The organism is Mycobacterium scrofulaceum, assembly GCF_001667885.1.
In the GTDB taxonomy this organism is placed as follows: domain Bacteria; phylum Actinomycetota; class Actinomycetes; order Mycobacteriales; family Mycobacteriaceae; genus Mycobacterium; species Mycobacterium scrofulaceum_C.
The window spans coordinates 26,620-50,144 of record NZ_LZJW01000141.1 but is presented as its reverse complement, the minus strand read 5'-3'; the positions used below and the strand labels follow the sequence as shown (position 1 = coordinate 50,144).

18 protein-coding genes are annotated in these 23,525 nt (G+C 66.7%); 9 read left to right on the top strand and 9 right to left on the bottom strand.

Going from position 1 to position 23,525, the window contains the following annotated elements; translation table 11 throughout:
- Positions 1-387: 387 nt before the first annotated feature.
- From A5681_RS20510 to A5681_RS20480, 7 genes are all read left to right on the top strand, one after another.
- On the top strand, positions 388-1,602 hold the full coding sequence (locus tag A5681_RS20510) for a PPE family protein (protein ID WP_067279396.1): 1,215 nt from the start codon (positions 388-390) through the stop codon (positions 1,600-1,602).
- Between the two features lie 44 nt (positions 1,603-1,646).
- Positions 1,647-2,219 (top strand): dTDP-4-dehydrorhamnose 3,5-epimerase family protein, encoded by a 573-nt coding sequence (locus A5681_RS20505; RefSeq protein WP_067279393.1) that lies wholly within the window; start codon positions 1,647-1,649, stop codon positions 2,217-2,219.
- Between the two features lie 65 nt (positions 2,220-2,284).
- Positions 2,285-3,790, top strand: a complete 1,506-nt coding sequence (locus tag A5681_RS20500; RefSeq protein WP_067279534.1) for a sugar transferase — start codon at positions 2,285-2,287, stop codon at positions 3,788-3,790.
- 6 nt (positions 3,791-3,796) lie between these two features.
- Entirely contained in the window at positions 3,797-5,257 is a 1,461-nt protein-coding gene (locus A5681_RS20495; protein WP_067279389.1) for an oligosaccharide flippase family protein, read from the top strand.
- Between the two features lie 11 nt (positions 5,258-5,268).
- Positions 5,269-6,312 carry a glycosyltransferase family 4 protein gene (locus A5681_RS20490; RefSeq protein WP_067279386.1) on the top strand — a complete coding sequence of 348 codons (1,044 nt, stop codon included), beginning with the start codon at positions 5,269-5,271 and terminating at the stop codon, positions 6,310-6,312.
- A 58-nt stretch (positions 6,313-6,370) separates the two neighbouring features.
- The gene (locus A5681_RS20485; RefSeq protein WP_197498666.1) at positions 6,371-7,330 is read left to right on the top strand and encodes an NAD-dependent epimerase/dehydratase family protein; all 960 of its coding nucleotides are present in this window, start codon (positions 6,371-6,373) and stop codon (positions 7,328-7,330) included.
- A gap of 28 nt (positions 7,331-7,358) precedes the next feature.
- Positions 7,359-8,528, top strand: a complete 1,170-nt coding sequence (locus A5681_RS20480) for a glycosyltransferase family 4 protein (protein ID WP_197498665.1) — start codon at positions 7,359-7,361, stop codon at positions 8,526-8,528.
- On the opposite strand, the gene A5681_RS20475 is transcribed toward A5681_RS20480, so the two are convergent.
- Entirely contained in the window at positions 8,503-9,456 is a 954-nt protein-coding gene (locus A5681_RS20475) for a UDP-glucuronic acid decarboxylase family protein (protein WP_067279376.1), read from the bottom strand. The two genes, A5681_RS20480 and A5681_RS20475, sit on opposite strands and share 26 nt — an antisense overlap.
- Positions 9,457-9,465: 9 nt before the next feature.
- A complete protein-coding gene (locus tag A5681_RS20470) occupies positions 9,466-10,782 on the bottom strand; it encodes a UDP-glucose dehydrogenase family protein (RefSeq protein ID WP_067279532.1) in 1,317 nt (438 codons plus the stop codon).
- A 349-nt stretch (positions 10,783-11,131) separates the two neighbouring features.
- On the opposite strand from A5681_RS20470, the gene A5681_RS20465 reads away from it, so the two are divergent.
- Positions 11,132-11,782, top strand: coding sequence for a class I SAM-dependent methyltransferase (locus A5681_RS20465; protein WP_067279372.1), 651 nt, complete (start codon positions 11,132-11,134; stop codon positions 11,780-11,782).
- Positions 11,783-11,886: 104 nt separating this feature from the next.
- Here A5681_RS20465 and A5681_RS20460 read toward each other — a convergent pair whose 3' ends face one another.
- The 6 genes from A5681_RS20460 to A5681_RS20435 all read right to left on the bottom strand — a co-directional run bounded on the left by A5681_RS20460 (position 11,887) and on the right by A5681_RS20435 (position 20,490).
- Positions 11,887-13,584: a GMC oxidoreductase gene (locus tag A5681_RS20460; protein ID WP_067279369.1), complete on the bottom strand. Its 1,698-nt coding sequence runs from the start codon at positions 13,582-13,584 to the stop codon at positions 11,887-11,889.
- Entirely contained in the window at positions 13,581-14,507 is a 927-nt protein-coding gene (locus tag A5681_RS20455; protein WP_067279525.1) for an aldo/keto reductase, read from the bottom strand. Before A5681_RS20455 ends, A5681_RS20460 begins: the two co-directional genes overlap by 4 nt.
- 16 nt (positions 14,508-14,523) lie before the next feature.
- Entirely contained in the window at positions 14,524-15,537 is a 1,014-nt protein-coding gene (locus A5681_RS20450; RefSeq protein ID WP_067279522.1) for a glycosyltransferase family 4 protein, read from the bottom strand.
- Positions 15,538-15,673: 136 nt separating this feature from the next.
- Positions 15,674-17,113 carry an O-antigen ligase family protein gene (locus tag A5681_RS20445; RefSeq protein WP_197498664.1) on the bottom strand — a complete coding sequence of 480 codons (1,440 nt, stop codon included), beginning with the start codon at positions 17,111-17,113 and terminating at the stop codon, positions 15,674-15,676.
- Between the two features lie 32 nt (positions 17,114-17,145).
- Positions 17,146-18,597 (bottom strand): polysaccharide biosynthesis tyrosine autokinase, encoded by a 1,452-nt coding sequence (locus A5681_RS20440; RefSeq protein WP_067279362.1) that lies wholly within the window; start codon positions 18,595-18,597, stop codon positions 17,146-17,148.
- A 177-nt stretch (positions 18,598-18,774) separates the two neighbouring features.
- A complete protein-coding gene (locus tag A5681_RS20435; RefSeq protein WP_231996380.1) occupies positions 18,775-20,490 on the bottom strand; it encodes a hypothetical protein in 1,716 nt (571 codons plus the stop codon).
- Between the two features lie 279 nt (positions 20,491-20,769).
- On the opposite strand from A5681_RS20435, the gene A5681_RS20430 reads away from it, so the two are divergent.
- A complete protein-coding gene (locus tag A5681_RS20430; protein ID WP_067279359.1) occupies positions 20,770-21,564 on the top strand; it encodes an FkbM family methyltransferase in 795 nt (264 codons plus the stop codon).
- 33 nt (positions 21,565-21,597) lie between these two features.
- Here the strand turns inward: A5681_RS20430 and A5681_RS20425 are convergent, their stop codons facing one another.
- A complete protein-coding gene (locus A5681_RS20425; RefSeq protein ID WP_067279356.1) occupies positions 21,598-23,460 on the bottom strand; it encodes a putative bifunctional diguanylate cyclase/phosphodiesterase in 1,863 nt (620 codons plus the stop codon).
- Positions 23,461-23,525: the final 65 nt, after the last annotated feature.

Here is a 23,525-nt window from a genome sequence, read left to right as displayed (position 1 = left end):
TAAATACCTGTAGTGCAGATCACACCCCTCTTTACAAACTATTAGTATGTTTCGTACGCTATTATCACAATGTCAGTTTGTAGGGTGGGGCGGCTCAAACTCCCGGTTCGCCCAGCTAAGCGCCAAGAACGGCCGATTTCGGCCCAGCCGCAGCAGGTAAGGAGACGCACATGCCGGTCGTGACCACGAGGCCACGCGCACTGGCGGCGTCAGCAGGTAGAAGACCCGGAAAGGGACAAAGGACCTTCGCCATCGCAGGCCAAATACTCTTCGGCACGGGTTCTCCTGTAATCCATACTTTAGGTATGTTCAACGCCGCCATCGCGCTCTTCGGGTACGGCCCGGCGATCAGCCGTTTGCGCACCGCCACCGGGACCGAGGTCTGACGTGATCGATTTCGGGGCGTTCCCGCCGGAGTTCAATTCCGCGCGGATGTATGCCGGCCCCGGGCCGGTTTCGCTGGTGGCGGCCTCGGCGGCCTGGGACGGCCTTGCCGCCGAATTGCATTCCGCCTCAAGCTGTTACCGCTCGGTGATCGCCGGATTGACGACCGGCCGCTGGTTGGGTCCCTCGTCGTTGACCATGGCGTCCGCGTTCGCTCCTTTCATGGCGTGGACCGCCGGCGCGGCCGCCCAGGCCGCGGAGACCGCCGGCCAGGCCAGGCTCGCCGTGGAGATCTACGAGGCCGCCTTCGCGATGACCGTTCCCCCGCCGGCCGTCGCCGCCAACCGCGTCCAGCTCGCGACGCTGGTCGCGACCAACTTCTTCGGCCAGAACTCGGCCGCGATCGCGGCCACCGAGGCCGAATACGGGGAGATGTGGGCGCAGGACGCGGCGGCGATGTACCAGTACGCCGCGGGTTCGGCGGCCGCGTGCGACGTGACACCGTTCAACCCGCCGCCCGACGTCGTCAACCCGGCCGGGGTGGCGAACCAGGGCAGCGCGTTGGCCCAGGCCGAAACGCTGGCGGCGACGCACACTTCCCTGTCGCACGTGATGTCCTCGGTTCCCAATGCGCTGCACGGGCTTTCGTCACCGATGACCGCCAGCACCAGCACCCTGGCCGATATCGGCACCGGCACCGCGGGCACCGCCGGTACCGCGACCAGCTCAGCGAGCTCGTCGCTGATGGACAGCCTCGCGTCCAGCCTGCCGAGCTCGCTGCCCACCTACTTCATGGCGGGCGCGACCCCGCTGTACGGAATGTCCTCCATCCTCGGCATGGCCCAGACCGCCCAGGGCCTGGCGAACGGGGCGATGCAGGCCGCGGGCACCGCGGCCGCCGGGGCGGCCAGCGCGGCGAGCACCGGTGCGGGCGCGCTCGGCTCGCTCGGATCCCTCGGTTCGGGCGTCGTCGGCAGTCTCGGCAGCGCGGCCTCGCTCGGGCCGCTGGCGGTTCCGGCGAGCTGGACGAGTGTGATACCTGCGGCACACAGCGCGGCCTCGGCGCTGCCGACGATCAGCCTCGCCGGCGCCAACACGCCGCCCAGCATCATGGGCTCGCTGCCGCGCCTGGCCGCCGCGTCGGGCAAGAACCTCGGCCCCCGGTACGGCGTTATCCCGACCGTGATGACGCGCCCACCCTCTGGCGGATACGCGTAGGCCATGACGCGACCGAAAACCACCCGTTACCCAAGGAGCGGTGAATGAAGTACACGCCCACCCAGATCGCCGGCGTGACGATCATTGACCTCGAGCCGCAACGCGACCATCGCGGCTTCTCTTCCCGTTCCTTTTGTGCCGACGAATTCGCCGACCGCGGGCTGAGTTTCGACGTCACCCAGACCAACATCTACTTCAATTACACCCGCGGCACCGTGCGGGGTCTGCACCACCGGGTGCCGCCCTACGCTCAGACCCAGGTGGTTCGCTGCACCCGCGGCGCGATCGCCGCCGTCGCGGTCGACATCCGCCCCGGCTCGCAGACCTACGGCGACCACGTCATGGTCGAGTTGAGCGCCGACAACTACCGGGCGCTGTTCCTGCCGCCGTTTGTCGCCCACGGCTTCCAAACGCTGATCGACAACACGGAAGTCAGCTACCAGGTCGGCGGGGAGCCCGCACCGTCCGACGCCCAGGGATTCCACTGGGCGGACCCGGAATTCGGGATCGTGTGGCCGCTGCCGGTCACCGTCATCTCCGAACAGGATGCCAGTTGGCCATCGCGAACGCCGAGCTTCGCTTCGATCGAGAGTGCAGCGTCATGTCTAACCCGTTGATGACCCAGGAATTGGTGGACATCGTGCACGCCGAACCCGGTCCGACCAAGCGGAAACCGGCCGCCATGGCGTCGCTGCCCAGCCGCCGGACCGGCGCCCTGCCCGCCACCCCGGCCGCGACACCCTCGACCGGTGGCAACGCCATCCGGCGTTGGCAGCACCAGTATTCGCACCACCTGCGCATCAGCGACACGGTGATCGTGTGCGCGTCGGTGCTCCTGGCGCAGTACGTCCGATTCGGCGAAATCGCCAACACCTCGGGTTACTCGGACGTCGCGATGACGATGCTGTCATTCCTCTTTGCGGCGCTGTGGCTGTCGTCGCTGGCGGTATTCCAAACGCGCTCACCGCGAGTCATCGGTGCCGGCATCGACGAGTACCGCCGGATCGGCAGCGCATCGTTCTGGACGTTCGGAATCATCGCGATGGTGACCTTGCTCGCCAAGGTCGACCTGGCGCGCGGATACCTGGCGATCGCGCTGCCGGTCGGCACCATGGGCCTGCTGGGCAGCCGCAGCCTGTGGCGCAAGCACATCCGGCAGATGCGCGCGAACGGCCAGTGCCAGACGACGGTACTGGCGATCGGCGACCGGAAGGCGGTGTCCCACCTCGCCCACGAACTCTCCCGCAACCCGCTGGACGGATACCTGGTGGTGGGCGTTTGCATTCCGGGCTACGGGCCACCGCGCGGCAACACCATCACCCTCGGCGGCCGTGCGGTGCCGATCCTCGGTGACGTCTCCCACGCCGTGGCCGCCATCCAGACCTGTGGCGCCGACACGGTGGCGGTCACCCAGACGGACCACTTCGGCATGCACGGGATCCGAGAGCTGATGTGGCAGTTGGAGACCATGGACGTCGACGTCGTGGTCTCGCCAGGAGTTATGGACGTGGCGGAAGCCCGCCTGACCCTACGCCCCACTGCGGGGATGCCGCTGCTGCACGTCGAGAAGCCGCAATACGAAGGCACGCAACGCTTTCAGAAGCAGGTGTTTGACTTCCTGTTCTCACTGGCGGCCCTGATCGCGACGGCCCCCGTCCTCATCGCGGCGGCCGTCGCCGTCAAGCTCACCAGCAAGGGCCCGGTGTTCTACTCCTCCGAACGGATCGGCATCGACGGCAAGCCCTTCAGGATGCTGAAGTTCCGGACCATGGTCGACGGTGCCGACACCCAGATCGAGCACCTGCTGGCGCTGAACGAGAGCGCCGGCGGCATGCTGTTCAAGATGCGCGAGGACCCGCGGGTCACCCCCGTCGGCAGGATCCTGCGCAGGTTCAGCATCGACGAACTGCCCCAGTTCATCAACGTGCTCAAGGGTGACATGAGCGTCGTCGGCCCGCGGCCCCCGCTGCGCCGAGAGGTCGAAAACTACGACGGCGACGTCAAGCGGCGACTGTTGGTGAAGCCGGGGGTCAGCGGGCTGTGGCAAGTGAGCGGCCGATCGGACCTCTCGTGGGAAGAGTCGGTGCGGTTGGACCTGTCCTACGTCGACAACTGGTCGATGTCGGGTGATCTCATGATCATCGCCAAGACGATTAAGGCCGTTCTCACCAGTCACGGCGCATACTAGGGAGTCATGACCGAGCCGACGACGCCCGAGGCGGTCGTCCCGTCGGTGCCGCTCTCCCGGATGGCTCACGCCTTCTCGATCCAACTGATCTGCCGCGCACTGGGAATGCTGGCCTCGGTGGTCTCCGTCGCCATGACCGCGCGCTATCTGGGTCCGGGTCGCTACGGCCAGCTCTCCATCGCGGTCGCGTTCGTGGGAATGTGGAACAGCTTCGCCGATCTCGGGGTCGCGACCGTGATCGTCCGCCGCGTCACCTCCGGCCGCGGCGACCTCGAACGACTGGTGCGCGTCAACAGCGGACTGGCCCTGCTCTACTGCGTCCCGCTCGCGGCGCTGGCTGCCGTCTCGGGGCTGCTCGTTTATCACGACTACGACGTGCGGGTCATGCTGGTGGTGCTGTCCGGTGGCCTGCTGCTGCAGACCATGACCACCCGCTTCGAGCCGGTGTTTCTGGCCACCGTCCGGTTCTCCGCGGTGGCCATCTCCGACGTCGTCGCCCGGACGGCCACCCTGGCCATGGTCGCGGTGTTGGTCTCCACGCACTCGAACGTCATCTGGTTCGCGGTGGCACAGCTCATTCCGCCGGCCGTGCAGCTGCTGATCCAGGGCGCCGCGGCGATGCGGCACATCTCGGTGCGCCCGGTGTTCGCCCTGCGCGAGGCCGCGGACCTGTTACGGGAAACCCTGCCCCTGATCGGATTCCTCGTCGTCGGAATCCTTTACACCCGCGCCGACGGCGTGATCCTGTCGTTGCTCAACACCCACTCCGAGGTGGGCGTCTATGGGCTGGCGTTGACGATCGCGTTCAACACCATCGTGGTGTCGCTGGTGTTCCTCAAGGCGACGCTGTCGACGGGCACCGAACTGTATGCGCGTGACGTGGCGGCGTTCGCCGCCTTCCTGCGTCGCAGCGTCGAGCTCATGTACTTCGCGGCGGTTCCCGTCGCGGTGGTCGGAGCGCTGCTGGCCGGACCGTTGATCGCGTTCTTCGGCGACAAGGCGTTCGTCGCACGGGGAACGCCGACGCTGGCGCTGCTGTTCATCGCGGCGGCGCTGCGGTTCGTCGGCGGCACCCTCGGTCAGGGTCTGGTCGCCAGCCACCACCAGAAGGTCTTGCTGTGGTTGACGGTCGCCACCCTGATCGTCAATGTCACGCTGAACCTGGTTCTCGACGGCCGTCTCGGCGCGGTCGGGCCCGGCATCGCGCTGGTGTGTACGGAATTCTTCAACATGCTGTTCAGCAGCTGGTGGCTGCACCGCCGGTGCGGTTACCGTACGCCGGTGAAGTTCTTGCTGCGCGTGCTGATCCCGACGGCCGCCAGTGTCGCGGTGACACTGCTGCTCGCGGGCCAGCATGTCGTGCTCATTCTGCTGGCCGCCGCCGCGGTCTACCTGGCCACCAGCGCTGCGGTCGGCCCGCTCAAATGGTCGTCGTTGGCGTCGCTGCGCAGCAAGCAGCTGGCGTGAATTCTCCACGGGTGCTTTGGCTTTCGCCATGGACACGTCCGGCGGTGCGGGTGCAGTCCGAAGCGCTGATTCGCCACGGGGCCGACGTGCTGCTCGTGACCTCCGACCGACACCCGGAGTCCGACGCCGCCCGTGAGTACGAGGTGGTGCTCGAGCCGCGATTCCTCTCGGCCAAGACATGGCCCCCGACGCTCAAGGCCTGGCGGCGGGTACGCAAGTTCCGGCCGGACGTCGTGATCGCCGAGCAGGTCCGCGATCCACGCTGGATCGCACTGGCCGGACGGACGCCACGCATCCAGGTGATCCACGACGACCGCCCCCATGACCCGGGAGAAGCGCTGCCGACATACGAACTCGCGGTTCTCGATCGCTGGGGTGCCCACTCGGCGGCCACCATCGCCTATTGCGACTACGTCGCGCGCGCGGTGGCGACACGACGCGACGTGATCGGCACGCCGGTGCACGTCGTACCGCTTGCCAGCGATCTCGATCTCGATCGGGTCCCTCCGTTCGTGGATGCCAAGGGGCGCCACGACTTTGTCATGTTCGGCCGGCTCAATCCCTACAAGAATGTGGACGTCGTGTTGCGCGCCTGGCAGTGCCACGTCGAAGGCGGCGGCTGGCGCGGTGACGACCTCATCCTGATCGGCGACGGAGCGCTGGACGCCGACGAGTTGCCCGCCCACACGCAGTGGCGTCGCGGCGGTTACCGCTACCGCGATGTCGTCACCACGCTGGCCGCCGCCAAGGGCTCGATCGCCCACTACCGGCGCGCCACCCAAAGCGGCGTGCAGGTCCTCTCGATGCAGTTGGGCGTCATGCCGATCGTCTCCACGGAGGGCGGGCCGCCCGAATACCAACCCCCGGACTTCCCCCCGATCGGCGTCGACGACGTTGCCGGACTGGCCGCCGCTTTCGACCGCCTGGCCGACCCGGCCACGGCGGCGCGGCAGGGAGCCACCGCGGCGCGCCACTACGAGCTCCATTGCGCCGTCGACCTTGTCGCGGAGCGCTTTCTGGAGGTCATCGACGAGGTGATGGGCCGTCGACGATGACCGGAAACCGAGCACACCACGGGTATCCGAACGCATGGACGCGAGAGGGATGGAAAACGTGAGCAGGTATCTGGTCACCGGGGGTTGCGGATTCATCGGGTCGTCGGTCGTCAACTCGTTGCTGGAGCGGGGCGCCGAGGTCTTCGTCATGGATGACCTTTCCCTCGGAAAAGACCGCTGGCAGAACGCACCCCGCAAGCCGACGCTGGTCGTCCGCGACATCCTCGATGCCGACGCCTGTGACGAGGTGTTGCGTGACATCAAGCCGCAGAACGTCATTCATCTTGCGGCGCAACACTTCGTCCCATGGTGCGAGGAGCACGTCTACGAGGCGTACACCCTGAATGTGCACGGCACGTTGAACGTGCTCGAGTCGTCACGGCGGCACGGGGTCCAGGCCTTCTTCTTCGCGTCGACCGGCGACGTCTACCATCCGAACTTCGTGCCCCACCGGGAAGTCGATCCGACCGGGCCGGTCTATGTGTACGGCCACACCAAGTTCCTGGCGGAGCAGTTGTGCATGCGCTATTTCGAGTCCACCGGATGTTTCCGCACGCTGGTGATCGGGCGGCTGTTCAACGCCGCCGGGCCGCGGGAAACCAATCCGCACATGCTGGCCGATGTCACCCGTCAGATCGCAGAAGAGGGCAAGCGCGAAGTGGAAGTCGGTAACCTCTGGCCACTGCGCGACTATGTGGACGTCGACTCGATGGGCGCCGTGATCGTCGACACCGTCTCGCGGGTCGAAGGATTGGAGATCCTCAACATCGGATCCGGCAAGGCGATCGAGGTCCGGGAAGCGTTGAGCATCATCGCGTCCGTGCTGCCGTTTCCCGTTGACTTCACCTCGGTGCCCGGGCGTCAGCGCCCCAACGACCGGCCGTTCCTGTGCCCGGACACACAACGGTTGCGCCGCACCATCGGCCGTGCCGCGGAGCCGTTCGGCCCGGCGACGGCGCGAAAGATCTTCGCCGAGTACCCGGATATCAAACTGGAAAGCGGCCGCGGTGCGCCCTGATTTCGCCCGCCCCCTGCGGGTGGCCCTGGTGGGCGACTACCCCACCGATGAAGGCGCGGCCGTGCAGAACGGGGTGCAGTCGGTGACATACACGTTGGCGCATGCGCTCGCGGCCCGTTCCGACATCGAGTGCCACGTCGTCAGCGCGATGAACGGCGTGACCACCACCTACCGCCGGGCCGGGGCGCTGCACGTTCACTACGTCAGGCGCCTGAACCTCCCGCGGCTGGTCACACTGCGCGTCAACGACGTGCCGCGACTGGCGGCGGTGATTCGTTCGATCGATCCCGATGTCGTGCATGGGCAGGGCCAGGATCGCCACGCGCTCGGCGCGTTGGCGAGCGGGGCGCCGACGATTATCACCCCGCACGGCGTGCTCTTCATCGAGAGCCGGTTACTGCAACGAAGCCGGTGGGATGCGTTGGGCGCCCTGAAGAAACGGGCCGTCGCCAACATGGAGCGTGAGGTGTTTCGCCGCGCCCGGGACATGATCGTCATCTCGCCGTACCTGGCGCAGGTTTACGGGCCGATGCTGACGGCGCGCTGCCGACTCATTGAGAACCCGATCCAGGACGACTTCTTCCGCGTACGGCGCGCACCGGAGCCCGGCCGAATGTTGTTTGTCGGGACGCTGGTGCCGCGCAAGAGTGTGGACCATCTCGTGCGCGCGATCGGCGAGGTCGCCAATGACCATGGCGCGGTTGCGAACCGGTCGTGGCCGGCAAGCCTGCAACTCAGGATCGCCGGACCGATTGCGGACCCGGCCAGCGAACGCGAAGTCCGGCGGGCGATAGAAGAATGCGGCCTGCGGGAACGGGTAACGCTGCTGGGGCCCATCAGCCACGAAGAACTGCTCGATGAATACGGGCGCGCCCAAGTGCTATTGATGGGCTCGCGCGAAGAGACCACTCCCCAAGCCGTCGCACAAGCGATGGCGTGCGGGCTGCCGGTGATCGCCTCCCGCGTCGGCGGCATTCCGGACATGGTCGAGGACGGCCGCACCGCCCTGCTCTTCCCGCATGGCGATGTCGCGGCATGCGCCGGACACATCCGCCGGATGCTGGATGACGACGCCTTCAGAACAAGCCTGGAACGCCGGGCCCGCGCCGAGGCGGAGAAGCGGTTCGACCCGAAATCGGTTGCGGAGCAGACCGTTCTGGCCTATCGGGAAGTCATCGCCCAAAACCGGCAGATCTGAAGTATTCGATCGTCAGTTTGACCCCATCTCCGAAGGGGACCACCGGACGCCAGTCGAGTTGCGACTCGGCGAGGGCGGTGTCGGGCTTGCGCTTCTTCGGGTCGTCCTCGGGCAGGGCCTGGAAAACGATCGAGGACGGCGATCCCGTCATCTCCTTGACGGCGCGCGCGACCTCGCGGACGGTCAGCTCGTCCTGGCTACCAAGGTTGACCGGTCCGGTGAAAGACGACTCGCTGGTCGCCGTCCTGACCAGGCCATCGATCAAATCGTCGACGTAGCAGAAGCTTCGGGTTTGGGTGCCATCGCCGAAGATGGTGATCGGTTCGCCCTGTAGTGCCTGCACGATGAACTGCGAGACGATCCGTCCATCCTGGGGATCCATCCTCGGGCCGTAGGTGTTGAAGATGCGGACGACCTTGATCCGAGCGCCGAAGCGGCGCGCGTATTCGAGCATCAGTGTTTCGGCGACCCGCTTACCCTCGTCATAACACGCCCGGGGGCCGAAGCAGTTGACGTTGCCCCAATAGCTCTCGGTCTGCGGATGAACGGTGGGATCGCCATAGATCTCGCTGGTGGAGGCCTGCAGCATGACAGCCTCTTTGCCGAGCGCCAGCTCGAGGACATTCCTCGTACCGAGGTAGTTGGTGTCCAGCGTGAAGACGGGATCGCGCTGGAATGCGAACGGCGAACCCGGGCAGGCCATGTTGAAAACGAGGTCCAGCGGCCCCGCCACCGCGGCCGCGTCCAGCGGGAGCCGTACATCGTGCTCGAAGAAGCTGAACCCCGGATCACCGTCGAGGTGGGCGAGGTTCTCGCGCCTGCCGGTATAGAAGTTGTCCAGGCCGAGCACCTCGATGCCGTCGCGGCGAAGGCGATCGCAGAGGTGGGATCCGAGGAATCCGGCGGCGCCGGTGACGAGGGCTCTCATCCACCCAGCCTAGTGGCGGCCCATGCCGTAGTACTCGAAACCCTCGGCCCGCAACCGCTTCGGGTCGTAGATGTTTCGACCGTCGAAGACGACGTGGCTCCGCATCACCGACTTGACGCGCTGCCACGACGGCCGCTGGAATTGCTTCCACTCGGTGACCAGGACGAGCGCGTCGGCTCCCTCGACCGCCTCGTACATGTTCCCCGCGTATTCGATCGAATCGCCCAGCTCCTCTTTGGCTCGCGCGGTTGCCTCCGGATCGAAAGCCCGCACGCTCGCGCCCATCTCGATCAACTTGCGGGCGACGACCAGGGACGGCGCTTCGCGTATGTCGTCGGTCTGGGGCTTGAAGCTGAGGCCCCAGAGCCCGATCCGCAATCCGGTCAGATCGGCCGCGGGCCGACCGTGACCGAAGTGAGTGACGATCTTGGAGACCAAGGTGGCCTTCTGCTCCGTGTTGACCTCGTCCACCGCACGCAGCAGGCGCATCTCAAACCCCATGCCCGCGGCGGTGTGTATCAATGCCTGGACGTCCTTGGGCAGGCACGAGCCACCGTATCCGACCCCGGGGAACAGGAATTCGTAACCGATGCGGCGGTCCGCACCGAGGGCCTCCCGCACGGCCGAAATGTCCGCACCGGCCGTCTCACACAAGTTCGAGATCTCGTTGATGAACGAAATCTTGGTGGCGAGAAAACAATTCGCCGCATACTTGGTCACCTCGGCGCTCTTGATGTCCATGACGATCAGCGGATGGAATGTGCGTAGGTATGGCTCGTAGACCTCGCGCATGATTTCCACTGCCCGCTTGGAGTCACTGCCGATGACCACGCGGTCGGGCTTCATGAAGTCGGTGACCGCGGTGCCCTCCTTGAGGAACTCGGGATTCGATACGACGTCGAACTCCTGCGAGGTCTTGGCGGCGATGATCTCGCGGACCTGGTCGGCGGTGCCCACGGGGACGGTCGACTTGTCGACGATGACCTTGTAGCGATCCAGGTATGTCCCGATGTCATCGGCCGCCGCGTGGACGTAGGACAGGTCGGCCTCGCCGTTCTCGCTCATCGGCGTCGCGACGGCGACGAAGATCACGTCACCGTGTTCGATCGCGCGCCGCCGGTCGGTGGTGAAATCGATGGACCCGTTCTCCCGGTTCCTGGCGATCAACTCGGACAAGCCGGGCTCATAGATCGGCACACCCCCGGCCAGAAGCTCGTCCACCTTCGCCTGGTCGATGTCGACGCACACCACGTCGTTGCCGCTGTCGGCCAGGCAAGCGCCCGTGACGAGGCCGACGTACCCGCATCCGATGACCGAGATCTTCACGACCACACCTTCGCTTCCCGACGATCGCCCAATAGTCCCGCATGCCAGCGGCCCACGCGCACTTTTCATCTAGCTTCGTCAACGATCAAGCCATTCTATTTCTCCGATTCTCCAACCTTGCCACCGACCGAATTCGGCGGCCGACCCGAGCGCACATCACCGGCTCTCGACAGCGGGAATCTTTGTCCAAATGGGTTTTTGGCGACAGCCCAGGTCGGATAGGGTGTTGTGCGTGCCTGAAGCGGATGCCGAGCGCGGCCGGACGCCATTTGCGGCAACCCGAGGGATTCTGCAAAACCTGGGTCATCGCGTCGGCGGCACCGCAAAAACCAAAGTTCGCTTATCGCTGATGAAGGCCGGCCGCCGAGTGACGTCCGGCCGGCTGGCGAATCTGCGTTCGGTGCTCAGCTACCTCGAGCTCGGTCATTGGCTGGCGCACGATTTTCCGAATCAAACGGTCGATGTCGTCGCCGACCAATTTGCCTTATTCGACCGGGCGCTGGCCAAGGTCCGGGGGCAGAATCCCCTGTACCTCGAATTCGGTGTGTTCGAGGGCGGCTCGATGCGGTGGTGGTCGCAGCACCTCCGGCATCCTCAAGCGCGGCTGGTCGGCTTCGACAGCTTCGAGGGCCTGCCGCAGGACTGGCGGCCCGGCCTGGGAGCCGGCCACTTCGACGTCGGCGGCGAGCCGCCGAAGATCGACGATGCCCGCGTTTCGTTCGTCGTCGGCTGGTTTGACGACAGCCTCCCAAAGTTCGACGTCCCCGAGCACGACCAGTTGATTATCAACGTCGACTGCGACGTCTACTCCAGCGCCGCCACGGTGCTGAATTGGGCGGAGCCGTTGCTCCAGCCCGGTTCGCTGATCTACTTCGACGAGTTCCCCGACCGCGATCATGAGATGCGGGCATTCAAGGAACTCATGGCCCGTTCGCCACGGGAGTTCCGCCCGCTGGCCACGGCGCGCGGTCATCACTGGCTGTTCGAGGTCGTCAAGTAACCCCACCCCGCTACGGCCCCCGTTTCCGTTGTCCGGAAATGAGATGGGCGATAGAGGGACTCAGCCGCGAAAGACCAACCGTGGGCGGCGCGAACCGACGTGCCTCAGCCGTCGGAGACCTCGGGCCGCGCCGATCGGGCACCGATGAGCCGCTCCGCAAGCCGCACACCCAGCGCTATCCCCAGCAGCGTCGGGTTGGCCTGGCTCGATGTCGGCAGGACCGAGGTGCTCGCGACGTACAGCCTGCGCACCCCGTGCACCTCAAGGTCCGGGTTCACGACGCCGCCGTCTGCGGTCGCAGACATCCGAGTTGTGCCGGCCTGATGAAAGCCGGCGTAACCGTGCATGAAATCGTGCACCGAGGCCTCGACGTCGTCGGCGAGCCACTCCACGTGCCCGACGCCGTGGCGGCGCAGGTGCTGGTCGATGAGACCGATTGCCTTGCGCACACTTTCGTAGTCGGCGTCGGAGAAACACATGTGGGTGCGTATCCGGCGCATGCCGAGGGCGTCGCGTTCGTCGGTCAGCTCGATGCGGCTGTCCCAGTGCGGAAGATGCTCTCCGTGGTAGTGCAGTAAGTACCGATTGCCCGACCCCTTGACGAAAAAGCCCGGCGCCTTGCGGCCCCGGCGCAGGAACCGCGCGTAGGAGAACCGGACCGCGAATCGGATGGATCCGAACAGGTCTCGGATGATGTTGCGTAGGTGCGCGGCGACGCGCGGCGGGCCCGCGGTCTTGGTGTGGGCCTCGCGGATGGCCGCCGCCAGCAGGAAACGCCCCAGCGGGGAGATCAACGTCAGGTAGACGCCCGAGAGGATTCCGCTGCCGTGCGCCGGATCGCTGATCGGCGGATTTACCATCCAGACAGCGGCGTTCGGCATTCCGAGCTCACGTTGCAGCCGTGGAGTGAAGGTGAAGCGGCGGCGGACGTAGACGCCCTCGCGGTCCCGCTCGTGTTCGTAGATGACGTCGTCGCGTGCGAAGTGTACGCGCGCGACCCTGGCCTCGACGTGCGACATGTACCAGCGCCCGAGGTGGCCGCCCGCGTTGCCCAGCCCGGCGGGATGATGACGATTCGACGCGAGCAGCAGGCGGGTGGCCTCCAGGCCACCGGTGGCAATGATGTAGTCCGCCGCGACGACTCTGCCCTCGCGTCCATTCAGCGTCTTGACGACGAGATGGTCGACGGCGTCACCTGCTTCGGTGGTCACCACCTCGGTGCACGTCAGGCCGGTCCACACCGTCAGGCCAGGGGTGTTGCGCAACTCGGCGCGGTATTCGCGCCCGAAACGTGTTGGCAACGACCAGCGTTCGAGATCGGTGGTGCGCACCTGCTCGTCGGGAAGCCCCACGACCAAATCCCGCTGCGCCAACTCCGGGATGTCGCGCGCATTGAAGACCGCCTGCCCGCATCCCGCCCAGTCGCAGGCCCGTTGCAGATACGGCTCGACATCGTCGAACCCGATCGGCCAGGGCGACTGCGCGGTGATGGGCCGATCCTCGAAGTCGATGGCGTCGAACTTGACACATCGTCCGCCCCACAGCGCCGAGGTTCCACCCACTTGGCGGCGAACGGTGACCTCGCTGCGCGAATGGAAGTAGTCGTCCTGGCGCGAGTCGAACGTCGCCAGCTCCTGGGCCGCGCGGTCCGTACGCTCCAGACCACTTTCGATCAACGCCACCTCGACGCCCGCAGCCGCGAGCTCCAGCGCGGTCGCGATACCAATCGGGCCCGCCCCGACCACCACGACATCGGTTCGGAGCGTCGTATCGGGAGCGAACTGCGCCGGACCGCGGATCACGCGGCGGGGCCCCGTCGGAACTGCTGGGCAAGAGCGAGAAAACGCGTCACGAGCCCCGGGTCCGGCGGCGACGAGACGGCTTCCGCCGCGTCGGCAACCCGCCGCGGGTCGGTGCTGCTGTAGAGAATCGCGCGACAACCCGTGGCCGTGGCCGCCGACGCGAGGATCAGCCTCGGCAACACGCCGGGGGCCAGCGGGTCGGCTTGGAGCGTTTCGGACCAACGTCGCGCCAGCCGTGTGTCGGCCCGCAACGCAGTCGAAAGCGCGGTGTACGGCCGGTTGAAGACGCCATACCCGAAGTCGGCGGGGCGGGGCGGCGGATCGAGAAGATCACCGCGGACCTGGCTGACGCCCCGCGGTGCGAATGCACCGGCGAAATCCACCTCGAAACCCTCGTCCTGGGACACACCCCAGGCGCGAATCTTGCCCTGCCGGTGAGCCTTTTCGAAGAACTCGCCGAGTTCATGGCTCGCGACGGTGTCGAAAGGCCTTGGGCCGTGCACGAACAAGACGTCGACGTAGTCGACGCCCAGCGCCGCCAGGCTCTGGTCCAGGCTCCGGGTCGCGACCGCCGCGTCGTAGCGCCGGGGGGTGAGGTCCGGTTCCTGTTGCCGCTTGACCGCGCGTCGCAGCGCCGGCGCTCTGCGCAGCACCGCGCGCGCAGGCGCCTGGAAGCGGCCGAGACGCCGGGCCGCCCCGCCGACGTCGATGCCGAACTTCGTCGCCACCGTCACCGATTCGCGATTCACGGTGCGCAGGAACACCCCCAGTTCGGACTCCGCCATGCCGAGGCCGTACATCCGCGCGGTGTCGAAGTGCGTGATGCCGTGCTCGACCGCGCTGGCCAGCACGGCCATCCGCTCCTTGCGGAACGGCGCCTGCATCAAACCCCCGCAGCCGAAACCGATCGCGCTGACCTTCAGCGCCGGCCCGCTGAGCTCAACTTGCTCCAACGCCGAGGCTCTCGTAGATCCGGCGAAGCTCGGCGCCGATCACCTCCGGGCTGCGCGTCGCCGCGATGTGCGCCTGCCCCTTGAGCCCGTCGCGCTCCGCCAGCTCCGGATCGCGGAGGTAACGACCGATCGCCGCCGCCAAAGCGGGTGGATCATCAACGGGGACAAGCATTTTCGGGTCAGGAACGATGCCCGGCGTGCCGGAGACGGGTGTCGCGACGGCGGGGCGGGCGCCGGCGAGGGCCTCCGTCACGATCAGCGGCATCGCCTCGGCGCGCGACGGCAGCACCACCACCCGCGCGGACCGGATCAACTCGGGAATCGCGTCCGGATGCACCGCGGGTTCCACCGAGAAGCGCTCCAGTCGCGGAGGCGTGTAGTCGTCGATGGGCCCGACCACCCGGCACTGGCCTTCGATGCCCTCGTCGAGCAGCAGCTGCCACGCCGCGGCGAGCGTGTCGACCCCCTTGCGCAGCCCGATCGTCCCGGCGAAGAGGGCGACCGGCGGTGTCGTGCTGGCCCCTGGCGCGTCCCAGTCGATCGGCGCCGGGTTCACCGAGATGGTGCTCGGTACTCGGGGGGCCAGCTCGGCAACAGTGGCCCGCGCGTCCTCCGAGAACACGATCAGGTGGTCAACGCGGCGCAGCGTGGCACCGATATAGCGGCGGTGCCGAAGGGCTTCGCGGGCGACGTCGGCGCCCTGCAGCGTCGCGACAATCCGCAAGCCCCGCGCCTTGGCCAGTCGAATCAGCGGTCCTTCGCGCAGCCACGCCCCGCCGTCTGAGATGTGGAAGTGCACGATGGTCGTGCGCGGTGCGCGGGCCAGCACGGCCGCCGCGCGCGCGGTCAGCAGGAAGTTCTTCGCGTGGTGCCGCCCTTCCCACGTCGACAGGACGCGGATGTCGTCCGCGCCCATCTTGTGGTCACGGATGACTCGAATCACGGTCTGCGTCCCGCCAAAGCTGTAAATGCCCGGCCCGACATGAATGACGGAGATCATCGCAGCCCGGAAATGGAAGCGCACAGCGGCGCGTGGCGGGGGTGGTCGAACAGAAGGACATTGCGCATTCGGCTAACTCCCAAAGTGATTGGCCACGGCGTCAAAGTACACCGGTCGGCTGCTCGAGGTGCGCACTTCAGCGGGCTCCGGATGGCGCCGCGAACACGGCAGCGTCGGGGCTGACCGGGGGGTTGGCGTCGCGCTGCCTGTCGCGCTGGTTGGCGAACCCCATCGCCGCACCTAGCGCGATGCCCAGCGCGAAGGCATCCGATGGCATCTCCGGCAACGGCCACACGACCGATATCGCGAGGAGGCCCGCGCTGACCGCCACGCTCACTTTCGCCGCCGCGGTCCGGCAGCGCACCGCTTTGATCAACGGGATCAGCGCGAAGACGACGAACGCCGTCATGCCGACCGCACCCGCTTTCGCCAGCCACCACAGATAGAAGTTGTGCGAGTAGGCGGGATAGAACTTCGCGGAGAACTCGTCTTCACCTTTCGGCGGCTGATACGCGTAACCCAGGCCATGGCCGAAGACGGGCGCCTGAGCGATCGAGCGGTTCAACAGGGAGTTCTCCCGCACCCTCTCCAGCGCCGATTCGTCCACGGCGAGCGCGCTCGACGAAACGCCGCCGAGCACCCGCTCGTTGAATGCGGTGAGCTGGTCGGCGAGCCACGCGCCGGCCTGCGAACCGTGCAGCAAGAACAGCAGTCCCGGCACCGACACCGCGATCACCGCCGCGAAGATCGCGACAACGACGGCGGTCCGGCGCAGGGTTGGGACGCTCAGGCTGATCAACAGAGCCACCCCTGCCGCCACCCCCATCGCGATGAGCGTGTTGCGGGAGAACGACAGCAGCGAAATGATCAGCGCGGGTGGGCCGAGGGTCAGCAGCGTGGCGGGTCTCAGGCAGCCGATGATGGCGGCGGCCACGAGCGCGCTCAGCGTCGCGGTGGCCGGGGATTGGGTGGTCAGGATGATCCGGACAGCCTGGTCGGCGCCGGTCACCGCCCCCAAACTTTCGGCCCTGCCTGCCAGCCGGATGGCATGCAGCGAACTCACGACCGCCATGCCCGCGGAAAACCAGAGGATGCCTGCGGTGACGCGGATCGACCACTTGATGTAGTCGCCGTACACCACCAACATGGCCAGCACGAAGCCCACGATGATCTCGAGCATGGACAGTGACTCGCGCAGCACGATGGTGGCGTCATGCCCGTTCTCGAATCCGGCCGCGGTCGACATCACGAGGACGATCAGGAACAGGGCCGGCAACCAGAAATCGGAGAACTTCGGTTTCACGATCGGGATCAGGTAGCCGATCGCCAGGATCGCCGCCAGCAGGTACAGGTAGATGACCGCGGGGCCGACGACCTTGCCGACGTGCAGGCCTTGGGGAAGCGCCGCGAACGCCCCCACCAACGCCACCCATACCATCGCCTCGGGTCTCACCCAGTAGACGACCAGGCAGAAGGTGGCGGCGATCAGCATGATGCCCTCGGTGGTGAGTCGCACCGAGAGCACACCGAACACGAAACATCCGAACAGGAACAGCGCCAGCGAAGCTGCGCTCATGGCCAGGCGATGCCGACTGCGCAGGTAGTAGATCACGTCGAGGGACTGGCCTTCGTCCGGTAGGCCTGGGCGGCGGCCCGGCGGTGTAGCGACAGCCTCGCGTCGGTCAGCACCGTGCCCACGACCACCGCGTTGGCCGAGCGCAGAGTCGCCAGCGCGTCCTTCAGTTCGTCGGTCGTCGTGCGTCCCGCCCGGACCACCAGCACCGTTGCCTGAACGGCGCCGGAGAGCAAGACCGCGTCGGCCGTCGCCAGCACCGGCGGTCCGTCGACCACGATCCGGTCGAATCGTGACGACAACTCGCCCAGCAAGCCGTCGAGCACTTCCGGCGGGTACGCGGAGCAGGGCAAGGTCTCCCGGCGGGTCGCGCGTGCCGCCAGGACGAACAGCCTCGGGAAGGGTGTCGGTTTCACGGCTTCGGCCGCGATCTCGGGGTTCGCCAGCGCGTTGGCCAAGCCCTCTCCCGATTCGACCTTCAGCGAACTGGCGATCACCGGACGGCGGGTGTCGCCCTCGATCACCAGCACGTCGTCACCGACTTCGGCGAACGCGCGGGACAGGTTGAGGACGGTCGTCGTCGTTCCCTCGCCGCCGAACGGGGACGCCACCAGGATCCGGCGACCGTCGGGGCCGATCGCCCTGCGCACCCGGGTTCGCATGTCCCGCACGGCGTCGTCGAACGTGACGTCGGTGCCGAAGCGCGGAGCGCCGCCCCGCCGTCGCGGCAACTCGCCGAGCGTCGGTAGGCCCGACAGCTGTTCCAGCTTTTCGCGGGTCCGCACGGTGCGATCGCTCGCCTCGCGGGTGAGCGCCACGGCCATGCCGAGAAGCAGGCCGGCGACCAGGCCCATCGCCATGTTGCGTACCGGCGCCGGGGTCACCGGGTGATCGGGCACCTGGGCCGGCTCTACCACCCGCGCCCGCGCCACCGGCAACGGCTTTCCGTTCTGCTCTTGCACGCCCGGGGTTTCCCGGGGCTGCCCAGGCGGCGTCGGCGCGTCCGTGGTTTCGGGTCGGGGGCCCGCGTTGGGGGCGTCCAGACGCGAAACTGAGCCCAGCGTGGGGATGATCGCGGCGAATTGGTCGGCCATCGCTCCCGCCAGCGCCGCCGCTCGTCTCGGCTCGGTGTCTTTGACGGTGATGGTGAACAGCTGCGACTTCGCGGTGTACTTCACCTGGGTTTGGGTCAGCAGGTCGTCGGCGGTGATCGGTAGCTGAAGCTGTTTGATCGCGCGGTCGGCCACCGTCCGGCCGCCGGCGATCTGGGCGTAGGACGACAGCCGTTCCTGCGCCGTGAGCGTGCCGTTGTACAGCTCGGTGAGGTCGGTCGCGCCGGAGAACGAGATCAGGACCGTGGTGGACGACTGGTAGTGCTTGGTCTGCAACGCCGTGATGGCCGCCGCGCCGACCGTACACGCCAGCACCGCTGCCGCCGCCAGCTTCCAGTGCGCGACGAGAATCCGGACAAAGGTACGGAAATCCATCGACCAACGGCCTTTCTGAAAGCTCTACGGCGCGAAAGCATCCATCCGGTCTGTTATCGGATGGGCAAAAACATTGAACATTATTGAAGCATCGTCATGCGGCATTTGCCCGAAAAGCGATTTGGAAGGCCGTCCCGACACGCAAAAACCCCGGCGGTGACCGGTCTAGGCGCTCTTTCACGGTCGGGGGCCGGCGGTCAGCACATCGCGCGATATGTTGACCGTCGCCAGTGGGTAGCCGCCCGAACCGTCACGTCCGTTGCGCGCCAGCTGCATGGGCGGGTAGTTCACCACGTGCGATGGGTCCGGCTTGTGCTGCTGCCATTCCACCGATGCCCGCAACGTGTAATTTCCGGGCGCCAACCCGGCGAGGTCGAGCGTGACGGACTCGGTAGACGACGCCGGGACCGGTTCGTTGCCGGGGTTGCCGCCGGCGTCGGTGTGGACCAGGTTTTTCAGGTTGACCGTCGTCGGAAGCGTGCGGACCACGGCGCCCGAGAAATTCACCAGTTGATAGCGGGGGGCCCATTTCTCGATCGCGGCGGCCGAACCGTAGTTGGTCCACGTCACGGCGAGCGTCGCCACACCGTCGTGTATCGGTTGCGGGGTCGGGCGCGCTTCGACCGAGTACCGATAGCCGGCGGCGACGTTCGCTTGCGCCCACACCAGATACAGCGACGGGTCCATCGGGGTCGACGATTCCGCGTCCGCGAAGTCGCAACTCGACGTCATCGCGACGTGATACTTGATGACGTCGTGCAAGGCCTTCTGGTAGTAGGACTGCGGCGAGGTGCCGTCCGGCAACAGGCACCATTCGGTGATAACCGGTGCGGTGAGCAGCCTGGCTTTCAGTTGGGCGATGACCGGATCCTTCTGCTGCACATACCGCGAGCCGTCCAATTCGACCCACCCGGGCAACGGCGCGATCACGCCCAGGCAGTCGGCCCGCACCCCCACCGGTGCGGCCAATTTCTTCGTGACCTCATCCGATAGCAGTTCGCGCACGATCTCCGGATTCAGCAGTGTCGTGATCAACTGCGTCCGCGGAAACGCGTTCACCGTCGCCGCCACCAGTTGCCGGATCGACGCGATCGTGATGCTCTGATCACGGAACTGGCTGTAATAGCCCAGCTTCGACATACTTTCGTCGGCCGAAGGACCGGGAGCGCCCAGCTTGTCGCGCAAATACGCGATGTGGTTCTCGCTCCAATCCCCGTAGCCGGAGAACTCGAACACGCTGAGCCGCTCGTCGCCGTCGTACCGTCGCCCGAGCGCGGCGAGCATTTGCCCGAAAGCGTCGAGGTATCTGGGGTCGTTCCACTTCGGGACCACCTGCGTCACCCCGGGCGTCCACCAAACCCGTTCCGGCCCGGGGTACTCGTTGGCGGCCGAACGCATCCACTCTGGGATCGCGATGTTCGTGTTGTTCGGAAACACCGTGTCACAACAGGAGTGGTAGGCAACGATGCGAAGGGTCATCCGCATGTTCCTGCCGGCCAACTTGTTCAGCGCGTCATCGATCACGCTGAAGTCGTATTTCTGGTCGTCGGAGGCGTCGGGGGGCAGCGTGCTGGGGTCCGCGGGCTGCAGCTGCCGCCAAGTGACCCGCAGGCTGGCGTCGTCCGACGCGGGCCAGGCCGGGTACCGCTGCTGGGCGGGATTGGCTTGTGGGAACAACGGGATCAGGAGATCTTCGTATTGGCCGCGGAGCGGATTCTGTACGTCCTGGACGGCCAGCGGTATCGCGGGACTGATTATCGCGGTCACGATCTCGGGGATTCCGCGACCACCACACCCGCTCAGCAAGAGCGTCGCGCAGACGGCGACGAACAGCGCGGTCTTCCTCAATGTCCGCGCCGCGTTGGCGAACACGGACGTCGGCGAGGTCGTCATTCCGCACACCGAACGTGGGCCCTCCATCAGCTTCAAGGACTGACACCTCTCCGGTCGCTGGCGCCCTCCACCCGAAGCGCACCACATGAAATCGGCAACGATGCAACGCTGCCCCACATCATCGGTCAATCATGCACATCTTCGGCGCATATCCCGGCCGTTGTTGAGTGGCGGCCGGCGCCGGCGGGTTGCCTCCGGGCACCGCCCGGCATGGCCACTCATATCGGTCGCGCGATCCACTAGGCTGATCCCTCCGGGAATCGCTCAGGAGACCGCACGATGCCTTTGGTTCGATCGGCCGCACGTCGGCTTTCGCCGGCGGTGAGGGCACTGGCGCCACGTTTCTTCTGGCGCCGGAAATACCGCATCCTGCAACGCCTTGGGGAAAGCCGGGCGGACATCCAGTTGGCGGTTTCGTTGTGCGACCCGAACCGGATCTCGCTGGACATCGGCGCCGACGTCGGGCAATTCACGATCGCCATGCTGGCGTCGTCGCGGTCGGTGATCGCGTTCGAACCCCGGCCGGCGCAAGCTCGCGATCTGGCCGCGATGTTCGGCGCCGCCGGCGTTCCCGTGCGGGTGGAGGCGATCGCGCTGTCTGACACTGCCGGCGTCGGCACGATGAGAGTCGTCGAATCCGAGCCGGGCCGCAGCACGATCGACACCACCAATGTCTTGAGCGACGTCGACAACGGCGGGATTCGCAGCATCGACGTCCCCATCAAGCGGCTCGACGACTTAAAGCTGCAAGACATCGGCATGATCAAAATCGACGTCGAGGGCCACGAACTCGCCGTATTGCGCGGCGCCACAGGCACACTCGCGCGTGACCGGCCCGCGATCATGGTGGAAGCCGAGCAACGCCATTACCCCAACGCGGTTGCCGAGATCACTGAGTTGTTACGCCAGTTCGGCTACTCCGGGTATTTCGACCTCGATGGCGTTCGGCGGCCGATCGACGATTTCGACCCGGGCGAGCACCAGGACCCGTCCAACGCCGGCGACCGGGAGAACGACTGGGCGCCTCGCGGGGTCTATGTCAACAACTTCGTCTTCATCCCGCAGGAAGGGTGAGCGGTAGGCCGCACCGGCTTCGCCGGCGCGACGCTAGACGGCGCCCGTCGGCAGCGCCTTGCGGCCGGTCAAAAACGGCAACGCCAGCCAGCGCGCGGACAGCAGAGCCTCCATCGCATCCGCGGGAACGGGGCGCGATAACAGGAAACCCTGCGCCCGACGACACCCGTGCTGAATCAAAGTCATTGCCGCGACGGGTGTTTCGACTCCCTCGGCCACCACGTCCAGGCCGAACGCCTCGGCCAGCCCGATGATGGCGCGCACGATCGCCAGATCCCCGGCGTTGTTACCCAAGTCCCGCACGAACCCGGTGTCGATCTTGAGCATGTCGACGGGCAGGGATTTGAGATGCGACAACACCGCGTAGCCGGTACCGAAGTCGTCAATGGCCAGCTGGACGCCGATTTCCTTGAGCTCCGCCAACGTCTTTCGCGTGGTGTCGATGTCGTGCACCACGGCACGCTCGGTGATCTCCAGACACACCGAGGCGGCGTCGAGGCCGAACTCGTCGATGGTGTTGGCGACATCGCGCACGAACCCCCGGGTGATGAGCTGCAGCGGCGACACGTTGATTCGCATGACGGTCCCCCGGCCGACCCCGTTCGCCTGCCAGCGACTGAAGTCGGCGCAGGCGGTGCGCATCACCCAGCGGCCCAATTCCATCGCCAGGTTGGTCGATTCGGCGATTCCGATGAACGAATCCGGCAGCAGCAACCCCCAGATTGGGTGGCGCCAGCGCACCAGCGCCTCGGCGCCGACGATGGCGCCGGTCGACAGGTCAACCTCCGGGAGGTAGTGCAGCAGCAGCGCTTCGCTGCCGATGTCGCCCTGCAGGTGCAGCTCGATGTCGTTGCGGAACGCGCGCTTGAGCGACATGTCATCGGTGGACACCGCGATCTGGTTGCCGCCGCCGCGCTTGGCCGTCAGCACGGCTTCGTCGGCGCGGCGGAGCAGGTCGGTGCAGTTGTCCCGTCCCGGAAACCCGACCGCCAGCCCGATGCTGACGGTGCGGCTGATCACGTGGCCGCCGATGGCCAGGCGCTCGCACAGCATGACCGAGAGCCTGCGGGCGAACGACTCCGCGTCCTCGTCCGACATCGGCTGGTCGGGCACGACGACGAACTCGTCCCCGCCCAGCCGGGCGATCGTGCAGCTGGGAGCGCAGATTTTGATGCGCTGCGCGAAGACCCTGATGAACCAGTCACCCGCGGTGTGACCGAGGTAGTCGTTGATCGGCTTGAGCCGGTCGAGGTCGAGATAGAGGACCGCGACGGGTCCGGGCCGCCCGGTCATCAGCCGTTCGGTCAGGTGCGCGACCAGGGCGCGACGGTTGAACAGCCCGGTCAGATCGTCGTGCTCGGCGAGATAGCGGAGCTTGTCTTCGGCGGCGATGCGGGCTTGCAGCTGCGCGAACAGCGCGGCGACGGCCTCGAGCGTGTTGATTTCCTCTTGCTCCCACTTGCGGGCGCCGAATTTGACGAAGCCGAGCAGGCCGGTGGTTGTCTCGCCCGAGACCAGCGGGGCGGCGGCCACCGACGGTGAGGCGGCCACTTTGCCCCCGCCCATCGGGCGGCGGAAAAAGCGTTTGGATTGGGCCGGCCGGATCACCACCGGCTTGCGCCCCTCCTTGCACTGCGCGAGCACCGACTCCGCGATGTCGAGCTGGGCGAAGGCCGTCGGATCCGGGTCGGAGGCGTCGGTTCGCGGCGGCCACTCGGCGACCAGCGTCGACGCTCGGGTGTGCGGGTCGAGATGCCGCAAGAAGCTGGCGTCCACGTCGAACTGCTCGACCAGCTGCGCGAGCACCTTCTCGCTGACCAGGTTGGCCGTGGCCGCGGTCGCCTCCATCAGCTGCGTGGCGACGGAGGTGACGACCAAGTCCAGACTGCGCGGCACGGTCTCCTCCGATACGGGCGTGCATCCCTTCGACGGTTGCCCGATCGGGGGATGTTGTGCTGGCG

Excerpts from the sequence above, each read along its gene's own strand:
- A5681_RS20475 (WP_067279376.1), bottom strand. The coding sequence starts at position 9,456 with ATGAGAGCCCTCGTCACCGGCGCCGCCGGATTCCTCGGATCCCACCTC.
- A5681_RS20465 (WP_067279372.1), top strand. The coding sequence starts at position 11,132 with ATGAAGGCCGGCCGCCGAGTGACGTCCGGCCGGCTGGCGAATCTGCGT.
- A5681_RS20495 (WP_067279389.1), top strand. The coding sequence starts at position 3,797 with ATGACCGAGCCGACGACGCCCGAGGCGGTCGTCCCGTCGGTGCCGCTC.
- A5681_RS20440 (WP_067279362.1), bottom strand. The coding sequence starts at position 18,597 with ATGGATTTCCGTACCTTTGTCCGGATTCTCGTCGCGCACTGGAAGCTG.
- A5681_RS20500 (WP_067279534.1), top strand. The coding sequence starts at position 2,285 with ATGGCGTCGCTGCCCAGCCGCCGGACCGGCGCCCTGCCCGCCACCCCG.
- A5681_RS20450 (WP_067279522.1), bottom strand. The coding sequence starts at position 15,537 with ATGATCTCCGTCATTCATGTCGGGCCGGGCATTTACAGCTTTGGCGGG.
- A5681_RS20445 (WP_197498664.1), bottom strand. The coding sequence starts at position 17,113 with ATGAGCGCAGCTTCGCTGGCGCTGTTCCTGTTCGGATGTTTCGTGTTC.
- A5681_RS20435 (WP_231996380.1), bottom strand. The coding sequence starts at position 20,490 with ATGACGACCTCGCCGACGTCCGTGTTCGCCAACGCGGCGCGGACATTG.
- A5681_RS20505 (WP_067279393.1), top strand. The coding sequence starts at position 1,647 with ATGAAGTACACGCCCACCCAGATCGCCGGCGTGACGATCATTGACCTC.
- A5681_RS20430 (WP_067279359.1), top strand. The coding sequence starts at position 20,770 with ATGCCTTTGGTTCGATCGGCCGCACGTCGGCTTTCGCCGGCGGTGAGG.